Origin of the sequence: Gordonia sp. CPCC 205515, assembly GCF_048537925.1 — a bacterium.
In the GTDB taxonomy this organism is placed as follows: domain Bacteria; phylum Actinomycetota; class Actinomycetes; order Mycobacteriales; family Mycobacteriaceae; genus Gordonia.
The window spans coordinates 285730-303411 of the sequence record NZ_JBCLVJ010000007.1 but is presented as its reverse complement, the minus strand read 5'-3'; the positions used below and the strand labels follow the sequence as shown (position 1 = coordinate 303411).

Annotated in this window: 14 protein-coding genes and 1 pseudogene; 8 read left to right on the top strand and 7 right to left on the bottom strand. The window is 67.9% G+C overall.

Features of this window, described 5'->3' with window-relative positions; all coding sequences use genetic code 11:
• The first annotated feature begins 8 nt into the window (after positions 1-8).
• The 3 genes from AAFP30_RS10535 to AAFP30_RS10525 are packed head-to-tail and all read left to right on the top strand — an operon-like array spanning position 9 to position 2094.
• On the top strand, positions 9-1358 hold the full coding sequence (locus AAFP30_RS10535; protein ID WP_419229847.1) for an MFS transporter: 1350 nt from the start codon (positions 9-11) through the stop codon (positions 1356-1358).
• Positions 1355-1747, top strand: coding sequence for a YidH family protein (locus AAFP30_RS10530; RefSeq protein WP_419229846.1), 393 nt, complete (start codon positions 1355-1357; stop codon positions 1745-1747). Before AAFP30_RS10535 ends, AAFP30_RS10530 begins: the two co-directional genes overlap by 4 nt.
• Positions 1744-2094, top strand: coding sequence for a DUF202 domain-containing protein (locus tag AAFP30_RS10525; protein WP_419229845.1), 351 nt, complete (start codon positions 1744-1746; stop codon positions 2092-2094). Before AAFP30_RS10530 ends, AAFP30_RS10525 begins: the two co-directional genes overlap by 4 nt.
• Here AAFP30_RS10525 and AAFP30_RS10520 read toward each other — a convergent pair.
• Positions 2072-3217, bottom strand: coding sequence for a DUF3068 domain-containing protein (locus AAFP30_RS10520; RefSeq protein WP_419229844.1), 1146 nt, complete (start codon positions 3215-3217; stop codon positions 2072-2074). The two genes, AAFP30_RS10525 and AAFP30_RS10520, sit on opposite strands and share 23 nt — an antisense overlap.
• 71 nt (positions 3218-3288) lie before the next feature.
• Between AAFP30_RS10520 and AAFP30_RS10515 the strand changes: the two are divergent.
• Positions 3289-4287: pseudogene (locus AAFP30_RS10515) on the top strand (acyltransferase family protein); the annotation flags it as partial.
• 62 nt (positions 4288-4349) lie between these two features.
• Here the strand turns inward: AAFP30_RS10515 and AAFP30_RS10510 are convergent.
• The 3 genes from AAFP30_RS10510 to AAFP30_RS10500 are packed head-to-tail and all read right to left on the bottom strand — an operon-like array spanning position 4350 to position 10627.
• Positions 4350-8600, bottom strand: a complete 4251-nt coding sequence (locus AAFP30_RS10510; RefSeq protein WP_419230155.1) for an alpha-(1->3)-arabinofuranosyltransferase — start codon at positions 8598-8600, stop codon at positions 4350-4352.
• 19 nt (positions 8601-8619) lie between these two features.
• A complete protein-coding gene (locus AAFP30_RS10505) occupies positions 8620-8820 on the bottom strand; it encodes a DUF2613 domain-containing protein (RefSeq protein WP_419229843.1) in 201 nt (66 codons plus the stop codon).
• A gap of 49 nt (positions 8821-8869) precedes the next feature.
• Positions 8870-10627 carry a CocE/NonD family hydrolase gene (locus tag AAFP30_RS10500; protein WP_419229842.1) on the bottom strand — a complete coding sequence of 586 codons (1758 nt, stop codon included), beginning with the start codon at positions 10625-10627 and terminating at the stop codon, positions 8870-8872.
• Between the two features lie 107 nt (positions 10628-10734).
• Between AAFP30_RS10500 and AAFP30_RS10495 the strand changes: the two genes are divergently transcribed.
• A complete protein-coding gene (locus tag AAFP30_RS10495; protein ID WP_419229841.1) occupies positions 10735-11376 on the top strand; it encodes a helix-turn-helix domain-containing protein in 642 nt (213 codons plus the stop codon).
• Here the strand turns inward: AAFP30_RS10495 and AAFP30_RS10490 are convergent.
• Positions 11366-11950 carry a universal stress protein gene (locus tag AAFP30_RS10490; RefSeq protein ID WP_419229840.1) on the bottom strand — a complete coding sequence of 195 codons (585 nt, stop codon included), beginning with the start codon at positions 11948-11950 and terminating at the stop codon, positions 11366-11368. The genes AAFP30_RS10495 and AAFP30_RS10490 overlap by 11 nt on opposite strands.
• A 29-nt stretch (positions 11951-11979) precedes the next feature.
• On the opposite strand from AAFP30_RS10490, the gene AAFP30_RS10485 reads away from it, so the two are divergent.
• Both AAFP30_RS10485 and AAFP30_RS10480 read left to right on the top strand, forming a co-directional pair.
• Positions 11980-13182 (top strand): glycoside hydrolase family 3 N-terminal domain-containing protein, encoded by a 1203-nt coding sequence (locus AAFP30_RS10485; RefSeq protein WP_419229839.1) that lies wholly within the window; start codon positions 11980-11982, stop codon positions 13180-13182.
• 88 nt (positions 13183-13270) lie between these two features.
• Positions 13271-13894, top strand: coding sequence for a TetR/AcrR family transcriptional regulator (locus tag AAFP30_RS10480; protein ID WP_419229838.1), 624 nt, complete (start codon positions 13271-13273; stop codon positions 13892-13894).
• A gap of 95 nt (positions 13895-13989) precedes the next feature.
• Here the strand turns inward: AAFP30_RS10480 and AAFP30_RS10475 are convergent, their stop codons facing one another.
• A complete protein-coding gene (locus tag AAFP30_RS10475) occupies positions 13990-14877 on the bottom strand; it encodes a MaoC/PaaZ C-terminal domain-containing protein (RefSeq protein WP_419229837.1) in 888 nt (295 codons plus the stop codon).
• A 4-nt stretch (positions 14878-14881) separates the two neighbouring features.
• Entirely contained in the window at positions 14882-16237 is a 1356-nt protein-coding gene (locus AAFP30_RS10470) for a 3-oxoacyl-ACP reductase (RefSeq protein WP_419229836.1), read from the bottom strand.
• Positions 16238-16370: 133 nt separating this feature from the next.
• Between AAFP30_RS10470 and AAFP30_RS10465 the strand changes: the two genes are divergently transcribed.
• Positions 16371-17666 (top strand): acetyl-CoA C-acetyltransferase, encoded by a 1296-nt coding sequence (locus AAFP30_RS10465; protein WP_419230154.1) that lies wholly within the window; start codon positions 16371-16373, stop codon positions 17664-17666.
• Positions 17667-17682: the final 16 nt, after the last annotated feature.

Genomic DNA, 17682 nt, shown 5'->3' with positions numbered 1-17682 from the left:
GAGTCACCATGAGTATTTCTGACCAGACCGGCCCCACCCGCCAGACCTCGCTGAACACCGGCGAGATGCGGCGCATTCTCGCGTCCAGCTTCGTCGGTTCCGCAATCGAGTTCTACGACTTCATGCTCTACGCGACCGCTTCGTCGATCGTCTTTCCGAAGCTCTACTTCGCGGACCTGGGTCCCGGACTCGCCGTCGTCGCCGCATTCGCCACGCTGGCCGCCGGCTACTTTGCGCGACCCATCGGCGGAGTCCTGTTCGGGCACTTCGGCGACCGGTACGGCCGCAAGAAGGCGCTGGTCGTGTCGATGGTGGTGATGGGCGGCGTCACCGTCGCCATCGGCCTGATGCCGACCACTGCGCAGATCGGCATCATCGCGCCCATTCTGTTGCTGGTGCTCCGGTTGGTCCAGGGGGTCGCGGTCGGCGGTGAATGGGGCGGAGCTGCGTTGATGGCTGTCGAGCACGCGCCGAAGAACCGACGCGGGTTCGCGGCGGCGTTCGCGAACGCCGGCGGTCCGGCCGGTGCGGTCCTCGCCACCCTCGTCCTGTCGCTGATGACTGTGCTCACCGGACCCGCGTTCACCACCTGGGGATGGCGCATACCGTTCCTGCTGTCTGCCCTCCTGATCATCGTCGGATTGATGATCCGGCTGAAAGTGTCGGAGACCCCGGCATTTCAGGCCCTACAGGCGGCCAGCCACGAGCGGCGGCTACCCGTCGTCGACGTCCTGCGACATCACAAGGGTGCGGTGGTTGCCGCGCTGATGGTGACGATCAGCGTGTACACGACGCAGGCCATCGTGACCGTGTGGGGCGTCTCGGTGGCGGTGGCCGCAGGTGAGGACAAGACCGCCGTGCTCAACTGGAAGGCGGCCGCGGCAATCCTGACCGTGATCGTCACCTTCGCGTCCGCGCGGGTCAGCGACCGCGTGGGTCAACGTCGAGCGCTCACCTTCGGCTGTCTGGTGACCGCGGCATCCGCATTCCCCCTCGTATTTCTGGTCGGCAGTGGCGAATTGGGCCAGTATGCGGTGGCGATCATGCTCGGTAACGGCGTGGCACAGGGACTCATCTACGGTCCCATCGCGGCGTACGTGGCAAGCCTCTTCCCGGCCGACGTGCGGTACACCGGGGCGTCGATCGGATATCAGGGCGCATCCGCGCTCGGAGCCGGGCTGACACCGGTCATCGCATCGGCACTGGTCCTGCTCCCGGTGGGCGGACTGTGGTGGGTCGGTGCGTACTGGGCCGGCTTGGCCTTGGTCAGCGCCGCCGTCGCAGCCTTCTACCGACCCGGCACGGACACCCAGCCCGCGGCGACGACGATGGCGCCCGCGGTCGCCGCGCACCGATGACTCTCCAGGAACGGCCGGCGACAGCACCGCGAAGCGATCTGGCAGAACGGCTGTTCCCCGGCGGCAACGAACCCGACCCCCGGTTCACCCTCGCCAACGAGCGAACCTTCCTGGCGTGGATACGGACCTCGCTCGCGTTCGTCGCCGCCGGTGTCGCCCTCGAGGCGTTTGCGCTCGGTGACCTCGCTTCCTGGGTGCGCAAGGTGCTGGCCATCGCGCTCATCGTTGCCGGAGTGGTCGGCGCGATGGGTGCGGTGATGCACTGGTGGCGCGCAGAGAACGCGATGCGGCACGATCGGCCGCTGCCGTTGCCGGCGATCGTGCCGGTGCTGGGCGGGGTGGCGGTGGTGGGTGCCGTCGGTGCCCTCGTTCTGGTTGTCGCGGTATGACATCCGCGGCTCGGCGGACCGGCCCCTCGCGGGTCGACCCGGGCCTGCAGCCGGAGCGGACGATGCTGGCGTCGGTGCGCACTGCGTTGTCCTTCGTCGTGATCGGACTCCTGAGCCTGCGGCTCGCGGGCTCGGTGTCCGCCACGATCCTCCTCGTCGTCGGCGTGACGATGCCGGTCGGAATTGTGGTATTCGCTTGTCTCCGTGGGGATATCGAGGACTATGCGAAGCACCTGGCACACGGCGGCGGTTCGGATGCCCGCCGCCGGGTCCGCCGGGTTGCCGCGCTGACAGTCGCCACGGTGCTCATCGGCGCCATCGCGATCATCGCCGTCGCCACGGCCTGAGTCCCGCAACAATCGCCCCCACCCCGGCAATCGCCGCGATGATCGGAATAACCCGCCCCCACACCGTGATCGGCGAGGCCAGCGCGGTCGCACGACGGACCTGGGCGCGCTGCGACTTGTCGTCATAGGCGAAGGTCGCCGACAGATAGGTGACCCGATGATCGGGCAGCGACGTGTCGATGAAGCGGTACTCCTCGAGCACGGTGATGCGCTCGTCGAGGATGGTGCCGGTCGCGGTGTCCACCGCCAGCTCCCAGCGACCACTGTGGTGCAGGGTCGCGGTCAGCTCGCGGGTCGCGTCGACGCCGGCCACCCCGAACCACGACGCCGGGCGGGTGATGATCGTCGGCGGAGTGCTCTGCGCGTCCCCGTTGCCGATGGCGTGCAGGTCGGTGTCGGGGACGTCGGCGATGAAGCGGGCGGCGTCGTGCCCGTGCACCGTGGTCTCCTCGGCGAACCGCAGCGGTACCGTCCGTCGGGTCGTGACGTCGAAGAACAGATGATCCGACGACGACGTGTCGAACGGCAGCACATAGGTGTAGCCCCGGCGATCGGGGGCGTGGATCGGTGCGGCGCCGCTGTCGTACTGGATCTCCGAACTGCCGGGTTGGCCGTTCGCGCCACCCGCGAGGTCGGGCAGGGCCGTCGAGCGATCGAGGGTGACTCGGTCGCGGACCGCGCTGACCGTCGGGTCGGTGCACGCCGTCTCGCCGGCCGGGATTCGGGTGCTGCCCGGACGTGGTGCCGTCGGATCGACTGTGCGGCCGTCGATCGTCAGCCGGTCGATCCGAATCGATGTGCCGGCCTGCAAGGTCACCCGATCCGCGTCCGAGGGCTGCACCGCGACAAACCGTTGCTGTCGGGTCAGGTCCGCCGGCACGACCCGCGCCGATGGTTCAGTGAGCGAGCATCGGTCCAGGACACGCGCGGTTGGCGGATCGGCCGCGTTCTCCGAGTCGGTGGTGCTGGGTGCGGTGGTGGTGACATCGGTGCTCAGCGGGATGGTCCGCAGGTTGTCGACGAACAGCGTGGGCAGCGCGAGCGCGACCGCGAGGAGGAATCCGCCGAGGAAGATCAGGACCGGGCCGACGAGGTCGGAGGTCGACAGACGTGGGGCGGACATAACTGGCGAGCGTACCGACCGTCTCCGGGCGCGGCCGGACGGTGTGGCCTGCCGGTACGCTGTCTCCCAGCATGACCAGCCGCTTTTATCCTCAGCTCGAAGGGATGCGTGCGCTCGCCGCCATCGGCGTGCTCACCACGCATGTCGCGTTCCAGACCCGCGCCGTCGAGGTGCCGGTTCTGGGACAGCTGCTCGGTCGGCTCGACCTGGCCGTGGCGTTGTTCTTCGGCCTGTCCGGCTTCCTCCTCTGGCGTCCATGGGTGACCGCGGCCCACGACGACACCCAGCGCGCACCGTCGGTGCGGCGGTACCTCGCGCACCGTTTCGTGCGGATCTGGCCCGCTTACGTGGTGGTCGTCGTGGTGGTGCTCACCCTGCTGCCGGACGCGAAGAACGCCGATCTGACGGTCTGGCTGGCCAACCTCACACTCACGCAGGTGTTCGTCCCGCTGTCGCTGACCGCCGGGCTCACCCAGATGTGGAGCCTCTCGGTGGAGGTCGCGTTCTACGCGCTGCTCCCGCTGATCGGCTACGCACTGCTGCGCCTGCGTGGGCGACGGGTGACGTTGCGCATCCCCGTGTTGGCACTGCTCGGCGTGGTGAGTCTGGGGTGGGGGTGGCTGGCGGTCGTCCTGCCGCACGCGGCCGGCGTCGAACCGAAGAACTGGGTGTTCGGGCACCTGCCATGGTTTCTCGCGGGTCTGGTGATGGCTGAACTTGTCGGCACCGGGAGCGGAGGTCCGCGGTGGATGCGGGCCGTCGTCCGGGTGAGTTCGCGGCGGTGGCTGATGGTGGCGGTGTTGGTGATCGCCTACGGGCTCGCGTGCACGCCGCTGGCCGGACCCACCGGCCTCGGCGACCTCGCGGCCTGGCAGTTCGCCATCAAGATACTGCTCGGCGCGATCTGCGGGTACGCGATCCTCGCGCCGCTGGTGTGTGGGCCCGGACCCTTCCGGTTGCTGACCTCTCCGGTGATGCTGGCACTGGGACGCTGGTCCTACGGCATCTTCATCTGGCACCTGGCCGTGCTCGCCGCCGTGTTCCCGCTGTTCGGCATCGTCCCGTTCGACGGCGATTTCCTGCTGGTGTGGACGATCACCCTCGGGCTCACCGTCGGTGTCGCGGCCGCGAGCTACGCGTTCATCGAGGAACCCGCGCGGCGGTGGCTGCGCAATCGAGAAGCACGCAATCGGGACCGCAGCGTGTCGAGCGACTCGTCGCCGACGATCACCGACCAGACCGTCAGCGATACCGCGACGAACGCCGGGAACTGAACCCACCACGCAAACCCGTGATACCCGGCCGACGCGTGCCATGGCCCGCTCGCCAATCCCACGGTGGCGCAGAGCATCGCGACGAACACCGCGACCACCCGAGCCGGCGGCCGCAGCCACCACGCCACCCCGGCCAGCGCCACCGACACCAGTAGTCCCCACCAACCCGTCAGCAGCCACGAACCGGCCAGCCAGGCGACACTACTCGCGATCTGCGCGGTGACCGACAAGGTTGTCTCTCCGGCGACCTCGCCGGCCGACGGCACCCGGGCTGACCGACGCGGCCACCAGGCGAGTAGTAGCAAGACCGCCATGATCGCCAATCCGATTCCCAGCGACCACCGGTACAGCGAGTCGAATTGATAAGTGAGGGTGACGGTTCCGGCGGCACCGACCGGTACCACCCAGCCCTGCTGCCAGCCGTTGACCACCACCGGTTGCAACGTCTGATCGGCGAGTGTTGCCCGCCAGCCCGGGTTGGTGCTCTCCGGAACCACCAGAACACGCTTGGCCGCAGCGGGTTTCACCGCAACACTGCGCTGCGTCGACGACCACTCGGTCACCTCGGGACTGGTCATCGGTTCTACCGGTTGTCCGACGGACGGCGTGGCCAGCGACGCCTGCTCGACGGTGAACGCCGACCCCGGGTTGATCGACAACTCCTGCTCACCCGACCCGAGACGGATCGGCGTTGACGAACACGGCCGTGCGACAACCGGTTCACCGTTACGGAGCGCCTCGCTGGTGGTGCGCACCGAGAGTCCGACGACCTGCCCGGAGATGGTGACGCCGATGCCGGCGTTACAACCGATCACCACCGGCCGGTCGGTGGCGGAAACCGTTGGTGCCGGACTGATCTCGACCTCGCTGAGGCCCACGGGTGCGGGCCGGGCGAAGCCGAGGCTGTTCACGTCGATGAGGTCGGCCGACTTGGTGACCGTGAGAGTGATGCGGTCGGTGACGGCAGGCTTCAACTCGATCACCCCGTCGCGTCCGACGGTGCGGGTCTGCTTGCCGGCGCCCAGATCGACGGTGACCCGCTTCGGCGCCGCCGGATAGTCGCGCGGCGCGACCAGCCGGAGACTGTCCACCCGTTGCGCCTTCGGCAGGTGAATCACCAACTCCGGATCATCTTTTCGCTTACCGCCGGTGGTCTCGGGTGCAGTCCAGGTGGTGCCGGCATCGCCGTCGACCGCCGCCGACGGGCTGCCGCGCGGATCGTCGACGGCGGTCGCCCCGTCGGCGGTCACCTGCTCGGGAGTGGTGAGGAGACGGCGCAGCCCATCACCCGGCTGGGGGCGCAGGATCACCGTCGGAGAAACGTCGACGGCAGTCGGTACCGACAGCGCGCGGGTCACGATGCCGGGGTTCTCGGGCGACAGCCCCAGGCCGGCGGCGCACCGGACCGTATTGCCATCGTTCACGCACGACGACCGACCCGACAGTTCCTGGGTAAGCAGCCATTCGGATACCTGGGTGCCGGCGGGGAGCGTCGGCAGCACCACGCGGTGGCGGATCGTCAGCGGGCTGCGGGTGGCGAGGTCGGCCACCGACAGCTCGCCGATCGCGAACTGGTTGCCCGGCAAACCGTCTGCGGTGGAGATCGCGCGGATCTGCACCCACCGGGTCGGTCCGCTCGGCGCGGTCACCGTCACGGGTTTGCCCGGGCGCACGCCCTGCACGACGGAACTGCCCGCCTCGGTCGACACCAGGATGCCGCTCACGTCGGAACCCAGAGCCTTGGCGGTGGTGATCGACAGCGCGAGATCCGACCGGGGCTCGGTGAAGTCGAGTCGTAGCCACTGCCCCACAGCCGAATCCAGGCCGCTGCTGACCCAGGCGGTGGCGGGGTCGCCGTCGAAGGCCGCCGCCGGTGCGTTGGCCGGTGATGTCTGCCCCAACTGGGTTGCGTCCGAGGCAGATCCGGAAGCCGACACCCGCACCTGGTCGGGCTGGTTGTTGAGCAGCCATTGCCCGTGGACGAGCGGTTGGCCGTCGACCGGGTAGTCCGGGACGGCGTTCTGCGTGCGCCGCGGGTCGCCGACCGCGCGGATCGCGGAACTGTGGTCGTCGACGCGCCCGAAGTCGGTTTCCCGGTCGGCGGGGGTGTCGGTGACGACAGTCGGTCCGGCGGGCAAACCGGCGCGCCGCGCGTCGGCGTCGAGGAGCGCCGGCCCGAGTGGTGGCGCGCCGGTCCAGCCGTGTTGCGCCTGTATCGCGGCCAGTGCTTCTGGGCCGCCGCTGATCCGGGGCATCGCCGCAGCGTCGACGAGTGCGGGCCCGGTACCGCCGAACGCGTTCCCGGTCCGCACCGCGTAGATGGCGATGGCCGGCATCTTCGGGCGTAACCCGTTGTCACGCACTACTCCGGGCACGGTCGCGGGGCCGACCTCGGGGCCGAACTCGGCGACCCGCACCAGTCCCGCCGACGTGTCGAGTGCTTGTTGCGCGACCAGCGGACGGGCCGCGCGGGAGGTGTCCGGGTCCAGATCGGCGCGCAGCACCACGAAGCCGATGCCCTGCTGCGCCAATGTCGGTGCAAGGCCTGGTGATCCGCGTCCGTCGGCGATGTCGCGCTGTACCGAGTCGAGGGCGCGGATGGCGCCCGGCGGGGTCAACGGAATGGCGTCGCGGACTGCCCAGGGCGCGTCGGCCAGCGGTTGTAACGGTTCGTCGCGGGTGAGACCCCACAGTTGGTCGGCGAACGGTGCGCCCGGCACCACGAGGCTCCGGATCGGTGCGGCGGTCCCGGCCGGACGTGCCTGTGCGGACAGCCATTTCGACGTCTGCTGCCAGTAGCCGGGCAGCGCGCGATAGGTGTCGGCGGGGGCGATCTGGCCGGTCCACATCAGCGACCCCGCCCCGATGGCCGCGACCAAGACGACGATCGCCGCCGCCACCGGACGGGAACGTTGTGGATGAGCGAAGCCACTGAGGGTCTCACGTACGGTTGCGCTGCCGGGCAACGGAACCCGCGCCAGCAGATGCCCGACGCCGAGTACCAACGGAATCCGGATGAACGGCTCGAACTTGTGGATGTTGCGCAGCGGTGCGCCCGGGCCGTCGAGAAAGGACCTGATCTGTTCGGCGATCGGCGACCCCAGCTGACCGGCATACCCGAGGCACATCAGCAACAGCCCGACCGCCAGGATCGTCACGAATCGTCCACGAAACGGCATGTGCCGCATGCACAGACCGGCGAGTCCGGCAGCGGCGAGGGTGCCGGTCGCGAGGACCGCGGCCGGTTGATTCACCAGCACCGCGCCGGCCACCCGCTCCGGGGATACAAACGGTGTCCACGAACTGGTGCCGCGCAGCACCTCGGTCAGCGACGTCCATTCCGTTGTCACACGCGAGGATTCAATGAAGTCCAGGAACGGCGGGGAAACCCGTGAGAGGATCAGCAGCGGAACGATCCACCACGCGCACGCCAGGACCAGACCGAGTGCCCACCAGGCACCGAATCGCCACCAGCGGCGGAGTGCGTCGCCACGCGCGCCCAGCGGTACCGCGACCATCCACCACACCACCGCAACTCCGAGCGCGGCGATGGTCGCGACCGCATTGACCGCACCCATCAGGGCCACGGCGGCGGCCGAACCGAAGGCTCGGCGCCACAGTGGGTCGTCGTGGCGGTCCAGCGCGCGGACCACAGGGATCAGTACCCACGGCGCCAGCACCATCGGCAGCGTCTCCGACGATATCGACCCGAGGGTGGTCAGGACTCGCGGACTCAGCACGAAGACGACCGCAGCGATGACCCGCGAACCGGGCGAGCCCACGCGTAGGGCCTCGGCCAACCGGACGATGCCGACGAATCCGACGATCAGCAGGATCGCCCACCACAGGCGCTGGGTGACCCACGGTGGGAGGTGGAGCAGGTGGCCGAGCGCGAAGAACGAGCCGTGCGGGAAGAAGTAGCCGTAGGCCTGATTCTGGACCTGCCCCAGCGGGGCATTGGGCGACCATAGGTGCGCCGCGCGACCGAGGAAGCCGAGTGGGTTGGCGGTGAGGTCGAGTTTGGTGTCGGCGGCGATGCGTCCCGGTGATTGCAGGAAGGAGACGATCAGCGCACAGACGGCGACAACGAGGACACCCCGACCGGACAGCCGCCGATCGAGGCGAGTGTCAGTTGTTGGCTCCGGTGTCACCACGCGTGCCGTAGTCCACCGATCCCTGGACAAACCCGTTGTTTGCGTTGACGCTGTTGACGTCGGTCGACGGGCTGGTCTCCGCGGACAGGAATCCGCCGAGGAACACGGCGCCCAGTCCCACCAGGATGCCGGCGATACCGGCGATCGCTCCGGTCAGGAGACGGTTGTTGGTCATGGCGACGAAAGTACCATTTCGGCCTGATCGCGAGCTGAAGACAGGCGGATCAGTGCGCCAGGATCGGCAGCAGCAGGCGCGACGAACTGGCGATCGTGTTGCGGCTGGGTTCGCCCACGTCGGCGTGGCGGAAGCCCAGAATGGTCGGTGCGTCCTTGCCCTGGTCGGAGCTGGTGAGGACCAAGCGCACGCGGTGACCGGCGGCGACGTGCCGCGCGTTGGCGACGACCGGGATGCGGTAGGTCACCTGCTTGCCCACCGGGATGGCTTCGGGGGTGGTGCACGGCAGCAGTGGTCGTCCCGGGCGGCTGCGGTGCTCATCGACGGTGCGCAGCGATGCGCGGAGCCAGCCGCCGGTGATTGGTGTCGCCCGGTCATCGGGGTCGACGTCGTAAAGGATGGCCATCCAGGCCGTGTCCAGCCCGGTGATGGTGGCGTCGAGGCGCAGTTCGAAGTCCCCGGCGAGATCGAGTGCGTTCTCCACCAGCACGGGGCCGTCCCAGATGAGCCGGTCGGCGGGCGCCTGCTCGCGGGCCGGGTCGGCGGCGGACGGCATGTTCATCCCCGCCGGGATATGGAAGTACGTGCGATCGCCCGGCTCACCCTCGTCTCGGTCGAGGACTCCGTCGGCGCGTAGCGCGTACTCGACGATTTCGGACTCGGCCGGTGGCCAGTTCGTCGCGGTCCGCCATTCGTCGCTGCCCGGCATCGCATAGCGGATCGGGTCGCCGTCGGTGATCCCGGTGTCGGCACCCTTGAGCCAGTGGTCGTACCAGGCCAGCGCCTCGATGTGCATGCTCTCCCACGGCCAGTTGAGCCCGCCCTCGGGTAGCAGGCTCATCCGCACATTCGGGTTGTGCGCCAATGCTTCCCAGCTGGTGAACGTGCCCGGAAGATGCATGATCACGTTGTCCCAGTCGCATCCCAGGTAGACCGGGATGTCCACGTCGGCCAATGCGGCCAGGCAATCCCGCGCCGCCCAGAAGTCGTCGTAGGTCGGATGTTCGACGGCGACGTCACGCCACAGCTGACCGAACGGATCGTCGGGGTAGTGCGTCTTGAGAACCGGCTTCAGCGACGCGGCGATCGCCTCGCCGTTCAGGTTGGCGAGTCGATGGTGCACATGCTTTTCGGAGAACGCATCCCCGATCAGCTTCAGTGCCTTGCTGCGCCACACCCGGTCGGTCCGTTGGCTGAGCAGTCCGACCGCGCTGATCCACGGTCCCATGAACGACGACACGAACAGCCCGTGGTGCGACACCAGGTCGTAGCAACTCTCGTTGGTGCCGAGCGCAAAGATGGCCTTCAACGACGGCGGGCGGCCGACGGCGGCGCTGATCTGGGCCATCGCGAAATAGCTGATCCCGAGCATGCCGACGTTGCCGTCGCACCACTCCTGGGCGGCGACCCATTCGATCAGGTCGTAGAGATCGTCGCGTTCCTGCTGGTCGAAGAACGTCCACGTGCCCTCGGACCCGGCGGTGCCGCGCGCGTTCGCGATCACGTGGACGTAGCCACGCGGGACGAAGAAGTCGCTCGCGCCGGCTTCGACGAGGCCCAGCGGAGCTCGGGTGTTCTGGATCTGTCGTGGGTAGGCGGAGAACGAGATGAGTGCGGGCGATGGCGTTTGCGTGTCCGGGCGAAACAGGTCGGCGCGCAGATCGATGCCGTCGCGCATCGGGACCGCGACGTCGTGGGTCTCGGTCATCGTGTGCGTCGGCTCGCTGAGGTTGCGGAACTCGCGGTCGGTGGTCTGGATGCCGTTGAGGTGACGTTGGCCGGGAACAACGCCGGATGCCTGGGTCATGGGGGAATCTCCGTGGGTGAGTATTTTAGTGACATGCAAAACAATTTAAGTGGTGCTAAAAAGCATGGCATGATGGTGGGGTATCCGCAAGAGGGGAGAATGATCGGATGGCACGGACGACCCGGCAGCGTGAGGCCGGAGAGCAGACCCGACGGGAGACGCGTCGACGTCTGCTCGTCGCCGCGCGGGAGGAGTTCGCCGAACGCGGCTATGGGCGCGCGACGGTTGCCCGGATCGCCGAACGGGCCGGGGTCACCGTCCCGACCTTGTATTCGGCCTGGGGGAGCAAGCGGGAATTGCTCCGCGGGGTGATGGAATCGGCGGTCAGCGGGTCCGACGACAAGGGCGTCGACGACAGCGCCCCGCCGGTGCCGATGGCGCCGCCCGATCCGGACGCCACTCCGCACCAGTTACTCGTCTTTCTGGTACGACAGTTCCGTTTGCTCGCCGAACGATCCGCGTTCGGTTGGCGCACGTACCGCGATGCTGCGGCGATCGACCCAGAGGCGGCCGACGACTGGACTGCGCTGATGGAGATCCGCCGCGCCAACTTTCGTCACCTCATCGGGCGGTTTCCGACGGATGCGCTCCGACCCGGACTGAGTCGCGAGGCTGCCGCCGACACGGCCTGGGTCATCGCCAGTCCCGACACCTACGACCAGCTGGTGCGGTTCGGCGGCTATACGTTGGACGAGTTCGAGGAGTGGGTGGCGACCACGATGGCCGCCGCGATCCTCGCTACGGGGTGACGGCCGGCTCCTGTTCGCAGCGCGCCGGGACGATGAACACCGGTCGGTGGCAGTGCTTGAGCACGCGTTCGGCGACGCTCGAATGCAGCAGTGCCTTGAGTCCGGACTCGCCGCGTGTGCCGGTGACCAGCAGATCGACCTTGAGTGCGTCGGCCGCCGCGACCAGCGCACCCCAGACCGTTGACTCCACCTCGACCAGGTTGCCCCGCGCGTCGAGGCCCACCAAATTGGCGAGTTCCACACCGCGCGTGTTGATTTCGGCTGCCTCGGCACGCAACTCCTGGTCCACGCCTGCCTCGAGGCGGGTGTCGATGAACGGCTGCATGCCGCCGGTCAACGACGACAGTCGGGCCGGTGCCATGCCGCCGGGTTCCCACGCGGTGACGACGACGGCGTGCTCGGCGCGGAGGAACTGTCCGGCGTAACGGATGGCGCGATCGGCGTTGGGTGAGCCGTCGTAGGCGATCATCAGGGTTTGTCCGGCGCGCTGAGCAGGAGTATCCGAGTCCAGGCCACCGGGCGCTGCTGCGGTCTCTGCGGTGGTGGACTCTGCCGGGCTGGACCCCACGTCCATGCGGTAAGGGTACATGCCAGACTCGTCGCATGGGCTCATCTCGGCGTCGTCAGCGGGTTCGTGCCGCACTTGTGATCGTGACCGCGGCCATCACCGGCCTCGCCGCAGGGTGTGCGAGTCCGCAATCGGAGACCTCGCCGACGAGCGTGACCTCCGCCTACAGCAGCCCGTCGAGTTCCGTTGCATCGTCGACATCGGTCGCCGCTGCTCCGGTATTGGCTTGCGGGGCACCACAACTGGAGAAGATGACGCTGCGACAGAAGCTGGCGCAGATGCTCGTCGTCGGGGTGACCGGTGCCGCCGACGCCGAGGCGATCGTGCAGAGCGAGCAGATCGGCGGCATCTTCGTCGGTAGCTGGACCGACAAGTCGATCCTGACCAGCGGCGCGGCCAAGCGGATCTCGGCGAACAGTGCCACCCCGCTGATGGTCACCGTCGACCAGGAGGGTGGTCGGGTGTCGCGACTGTCGGCGTTGGGCATCGACAGTCCGTCGGCGCGGCAACTCGCCCAGACACAGACCCCCGCGCAGGTGCGTCAACTCGCCGCCTCCATCGGACGGCAGATGCGAGCGCTCGGCATCACAGTGGACTTCGCACCCGACGTCGACGTCAGCAACGAGGCCGACGATGAAGTGATCGGTGACCGGTCGTTCAGCAACGACCCGGACGTCGTCGCCGAATACGGTGCCGCGTTCGCTGCGGGCCTCCAATCCGCCGGCGTCACCCCGGTCTACAAGCACTTCCCCGGACACGGTCACGGTTCCGGCGACTCGCACCTGGGTGTCGTGGTCACCCCGCCGCTGGCGTCGTTGCAACAGAGCGACCTCGTGCCCTACCGGACGCTGCTGCAGAACCCGGGCAACGCCGCGGTCATGGTGGGACACCTGATCGTGCCTGGTCTGACCGGCCCGGAGACCCCGGCCAGCATCAGCCCGCGCGCCTACGGCATGCTGCGCACCGGCCGCGGCTACGGCGGTCCGGCGTTCAACGGGGTGGTGTTCACCGACGATCTGTCCGGCATGGCCGCCATCAGTCAGCGGTACCCGATCACCCAAGCGGCCCCGATGGCCATCGAGGCAGGCGCCGACATCGCGCTCTGGCTGGCCACCGACCAGGTCCCGGCGGTGCTCGACTCACTGCAGCAGCAGGTCAAGGCCGGCAAGCTGTCGGTCGATCGGGTGAACCGGTCGGTGGTGCGGATTCTGCGGTCCAAGGGTGTTGTGCGCTGTTAGTTGGTTGCGAATGGAACTGACCCTCAGGTAAGTAGTCCGGTAGGCTCGAACTCTGGTCAAGTGATCCAGACGACCGAGGAGGTGTGTGATGGCCGGTGGCACGAAGCGGCTACCCCGTGCGGTGCGTGAGCAACAGATGCTCGACGCGGCGGTCAAGGTCTTCTCGGAAAACGGGTTCCGCGAGGCGTCGATGGACAACATCGCGGCCGAGGCGGAGATCAGCAAACCGATGCTCTACCTCTATTACGGATCCAAGGACGAACTGTTCAGCGCGTGCATCGAACGTGAGTCGGGACGATTCATCGACGCGATGAGTGTCGGCTTCGACCCGACGCTGCGTCAGCGCGACCAGGCCCGCACCGTCGTCAAGGAGTTCCTGCGCTTCGTCGACGAGCACCGCCAATCGTGGAAGGTCCTCTACCGCGTCGCGGTCGGCACCCAGACGTTCTCGCACTTCGTCTCCGACAGCCGCAAGCGCGTCACCGAGATGGTCACCGAACTGATCCGCGCGGGTACCACCGTCGAGGGCGCCCGCGATATCGACTTCGAGCTCACCGCCGTTGCGCTCGTCGGCGCGGGGGAGGCCGTGGCCGACCGGATCACCGAGGGCGACGTCGATCTCGAGACTGCGACGGATCTGCTCGTCGGTATCACCTGGCGTGGCCTGAAAGGCGTTGGCACCGGCGAGCCCTCGTTGCACACGGGGGAGTAGCGGCCGGTACCCGGCTTCAGACAGTTCTTCCCCCGAGTCCACGACGATCCCCCCGCTGCAACTGGGGGACCTTCACGGAGCCGGGGGAAGAACTTCTATCCCGCCCGCGTGGTCGCAGTCAGGTGCGGGAACCCCTTGCGGCGGTCGCGGATCGAGATGTCGAACGCGCCGGCGCCGTCGATCCGCCGCGTGTAGAGATTCACCTTGGCAGGCAACAGGATCGGCTTGCCGAACCGTACCGCGTAGGTGACATCGTCGGGCAGCTGCGCCTCGACGTTGGCCACAGCCGCTGCCGCACTCCACATTCCGTGCGCGATGGCCTTCGGGAAACCGAACGCCTTGGCCGTCAGATTGCCCATGTGGATCGGGTTGCGGTCACCCGAGGCCTCGGCGTACTCGCGAATCCGGCCCAGATCCACCGACAGCACGACGTCGGGAGGTGGCGGCGCAACCTGTTTCGGCTCCGGCCCCCGCGGCTCGTCGGACAGGCTGGTGCGTTGCTGCTTCAGGAACGTCGCCACCTGGGTGGTGACCAGCTCGGTGCCGACGCTGAACTGCGACACCATGTCGATCATGAGTCCCTTGCGATGTTCCCGCAGATTCTCCGCATGGGTCTCGATCGTGAGCGGCTCGCCGACCTCGATCGGGCGCAGTCGATGAATGCTGTTTTCCACGTGCACCGAACCGATGGCGCCGAATGGAAAGTCGCTGTCGGTCATGACCTTCATGGCCAACGGAAACTGCAGCACGAACGGATAGGTGAGCGGCAGTATCGAACCGAAACGCTGGCCGGTCACCCGCGTGTACGCGTGCAGCTTGTCGGCATCGACCCGGACGTTCTCCAGGCGGTAACGTCGGTCCGGGATCTCGGCGTCGACCTGCACGCGTGCCGGCTTGCCCACGACCGGCAGCATCGCCGACACGGCCTTGCCGTAGACCTCCGCGGTGTTCGGCGGACCGGAGAGGGTGATCGTCTTGCTCATCGACTCACGCTCCCAGGAAGCCTTGGCCGCACACGCGGACCACATTGCCGGTGATCGCACTCGACGCCGGATTGGCAAAGTAGGCAACGGTTTCGGCAACATCGACGGTCTGTCCGCCCTGCTGCAGCGAGCTCATGAGGCGGCCGGCCTCGCGGGTGGCGAGCGGGATCGCAGCGGTCATCTTGGTCTCGATGAAACCGGGTGCGACGGCGTTGATGGTGATGCCCTTGCGCGCCAGGATCGGCGCGTAAGCGTCGACCAGACCGATGACGCCGGCCTTCGATGCGCCGTAGTTGGTCTGGCCGCGGTTGCCCGCGATGCCGGCGATCGACGACACGTCGACCACCGCACCGCCCTCGCGCAGTGCATCCTTCTCCACAAGCGCGTTGACAAGCGACTGCGGTGCAACGAGATTCACGCCGATGACGGCATCCCAGCGGGCGTCGTCCATGTTGGCGAGCAGCTTGTCGCGGGTGATGCCGGCGTTGTTGACGATGATGTCGAGGCCGCCGTGACGTTCGAGCACATGCTCGGCCAGCTTGGTGCCGGCGTCGTCGGCGGTGACGTCGAGCGGGAACGCGGTGCCCTTCACCTTGTTGGCGGTCTCCGAAAGCGCTTCTCCCGCTTGGGGGACGTCGGCGACGATGACGTGGGCGCCGTCGCGGGCGAGGACCTCGGCGATGGTTGCGCCGATACCGCGCGCCGCGCCGGTCACCAGGGCGACTTTGCCGGACAACGGCTTATCCCAATCCTGGGGCGCGGTGGCGTCGTCGGCGCCTACCCGGATCACCTGTGCATCCACGAACGCGGACTTCGCCGACAACACGAACCGTACGGTCGATTCCAGGCCGGTCAGTCCGGTCTTGGCGTCGGGGGAGACGTAGACGAGTTGCACGGTCGCCCCCTTGAGCAGTTCCTTGCCCACCGAGCGGGTGAACCCCTCGAGCGCGCGCTGCGCGACGTGCTCGTTGGGTTCCTCGATCAGTTCCGGAGTGGTGCCGAGCACGAGCAGCCGTGCGCACGGCGCGAGCGAGCGCATGGCGGGCTGGAAGAACTCGAAGAGCTGACGGAGTTCGCCGGGCGCGGTGATGCCGGTGGCATCGAATACCAGCGCTCCGTACTTGTCGGCGCTGCGGCCGGTCGTCGCGTTGTGGATGACGTCGTAGTCGGGCGTCGAGAGCATCTCGCGCAGCGGCTCGATCAGGCGGCCGACACCCCCGAGCAGTACCGGGCCGGGCAGCGCGGGCTCGGACGCCTTGTAGCGCCGCAGCGTCGGCGGGACCGGCAGGCCGGCTTGTTTGGCGATGAAGGAGCCGGGTGCGGAATGAACGAAGTTCGAGTACAGGCCAGTGGCTGCCACGGAAGTTCTCCTCTGTCTTTCGGCAGGTCGAGTGGTTGTGCGACGACACTCACGCGAGCGACGTTCGACAACTAACTTACTCATGAGTAAGAATAGCGTACATAACCCGAACTACACCCCCTGGGAGATCGAAGTGGCTCACACACCCAAGACCCGCAGCCTGCGCCCGGTGGCGATCCTTGGTGGCAACCGGATCCCATTCGCGCGGCAGGACAAGTCCTACGCACGGGTCAGCAACCAAGAAATGTTCACCGCCACCCTCGACGGCCTGATCAGCCGCTTCAACCTGCAGGGCGAGCGGCTGGGCATGGTCGCCGGTGGTGCCGTGCTCAAGCACTCACGCGACTTCAACCTCATCCGCGAATGCGTCCTCGGCTCGGCGCTCTCGCCCTACACCCCGGCCTTCGACATCCAGCAGGCGTGCGGGACCGGACTGCAGGCGATCGTCGCCGTCGGCGACGGGATCGCCTCGGGACGCTACGACGCGGCGATCGGCGGCGGCGTGGACACCACCTCCGATGCCCCGATCGGCGTCTCGGAGTCGATGCGTCGCCAGATGCTCGAGGTCAATCGGGCGCGCAGCACCAAGGATCAACTGCTCGGCGCGGTGAAACTGCTGCCGAAGCTCGGCATCGAGATCCCCCGTAACGGCGAGCCGCGCACCGGGATGTCGATGGGCGACCACGCCGCGATCACCGCCAAGGAGTTCGGCATCAAGCGCGCCGACCAGGACGCCCTGGCCGCGGCCAGCCACCGAAACATGGCCGTCGCCTACGACGAAGGGTTCTTCGACGACCTCATCACCCCGTTCATGGGCCTCACCCGCGACGAGAACCTCCGTCCGGACTCGTCGGTGGAGAAGCTGGCCAAACTTAAGCCGGTCTTCGGTGTCGCCCTCGGCGACGCGACGATGACCGCAGGCAACTCCACCCCATTGACCGACGGCGCGTCGGCGGTGCTGCTGTCGTCCGACGAGTGGGCGGACGCCAAGGGGCTGCCGGTGCAGGCCTATCTCGTCGACAGCGAGACCGCGGCCGTCGACTACGTGAACGGACCCGACGGACTGCTGATGGCTCCGACCTACGCGGTGCCGCGGCTCCTCGAGCGCAACGGGCTGACCCTGCAGGACTTCGACTTCTACGAGATCCACGAGGCCTTCGCCTCGGTGGTGCTGGCGACCCTGCAGGCCTGGGAGTCCGAGGAGTACTGCAAGGAGCGACTCGGACTCGACAAGGCGCTCGGTGCGATCGATCGCAGCAAGCTCAACGTGCACGGCTCGTCGCTGGCCGCGGGTCACCCGTTCGCCGCGACCGGCGGCCGGATCGTCGCCCAGGCCGCCAAGACCATCAAGGAGAATGGCGGCGGTCGAGCATTGATCTCGATCTGTGCGGCCGGCGGTCAGGGCGTCACCGCGATCGTCGAGGGCTGAGGGTCTGGCTCGTTCG

Excerpts from the sequence above, each read along its gene's own strand:
- AAFP30_RS10500 (WP_419229842.1), bottom strand. The coding sequence starts at position 10,627 with ATGACCCAGGCATCCGGCGTTGTTCCCGGCCAACGTCACCTCAACGGC.
- AAFP30_RS10525 (WP_419229845.1), top strand. The coding sequence starts at position 1,744 with ATGACATCCGCGGCTCGGCGGACCGGCCCCTCGCGGGTCGACCCGGGC.
- AAFP30_RS10505 (WP_419229843.1), bottom strand. The coding sequence starts at position 8,820 with ATGACCAACAACCGTCTCCTGACCGGAGCGATCGCCGGTATCGCCGGC.
- AAFP30_RS10485 (WP_419229839.1), top strand. The coding sequence starts at position 11,980 with ATGGGCTCATCTCGGCGTCGTCAGCGGGTTCGTGCCGCACTTGTGATC.
- AAFP30_RS10495 (WP_419229841.1), top strand. The coding sequence starts at position 10,735 with ATGGCACGGACGACCCGGCAGCGTGAGGCCGGAGAGCAGACCCGACGG.
- AAFP30_RS10530 (WP_419229846.1), top strand. The coding sequence starts at position 1,355 with ATGACTCTCCAGGAACGGCCGGCGACAGCACCGCGAAGCGATCTGGCA.
- AAFP30_RS10535 (WP_419229847.1), top strand. The coding sequence starts at position 9 with ATGAGTATTTCTGACCAGACCGGCCCCACCCGCCAGACCTCGCTGAAC.
- AAFP30_RS10480 (WP_419229838.1), top strand. The coding sequence starts at position 13,271 with ATGGCCGGTGGCACGAAGCGGCTACCCCGTGCGGTGCGTGAGCAACAG.
- AAFP30_RS10475 (WP_419229837.1), bottom strand. The coding sequence starts at position 14,877 with ATGAGCAAGACGATCACCCTCTCCGGTCCGCCGAACACCGCGGAGGTC.
- AAFP30_RS10520 (WP_419229844.1), bottom strand. The coding sequence starts at position 3,217 with ATGTCCGCCCCACGTCTGTCGACCTCCGACCTCGTCGGCCCGGTCCTG.
- AAFP30_RS10490 (WP_419229840.1), bottom strand. The coding sequence starts at position 11,950 with ATGGACGTGGGGTCCAGCCCGGCAGAGTCCACCACCGCAGAGACCGCA.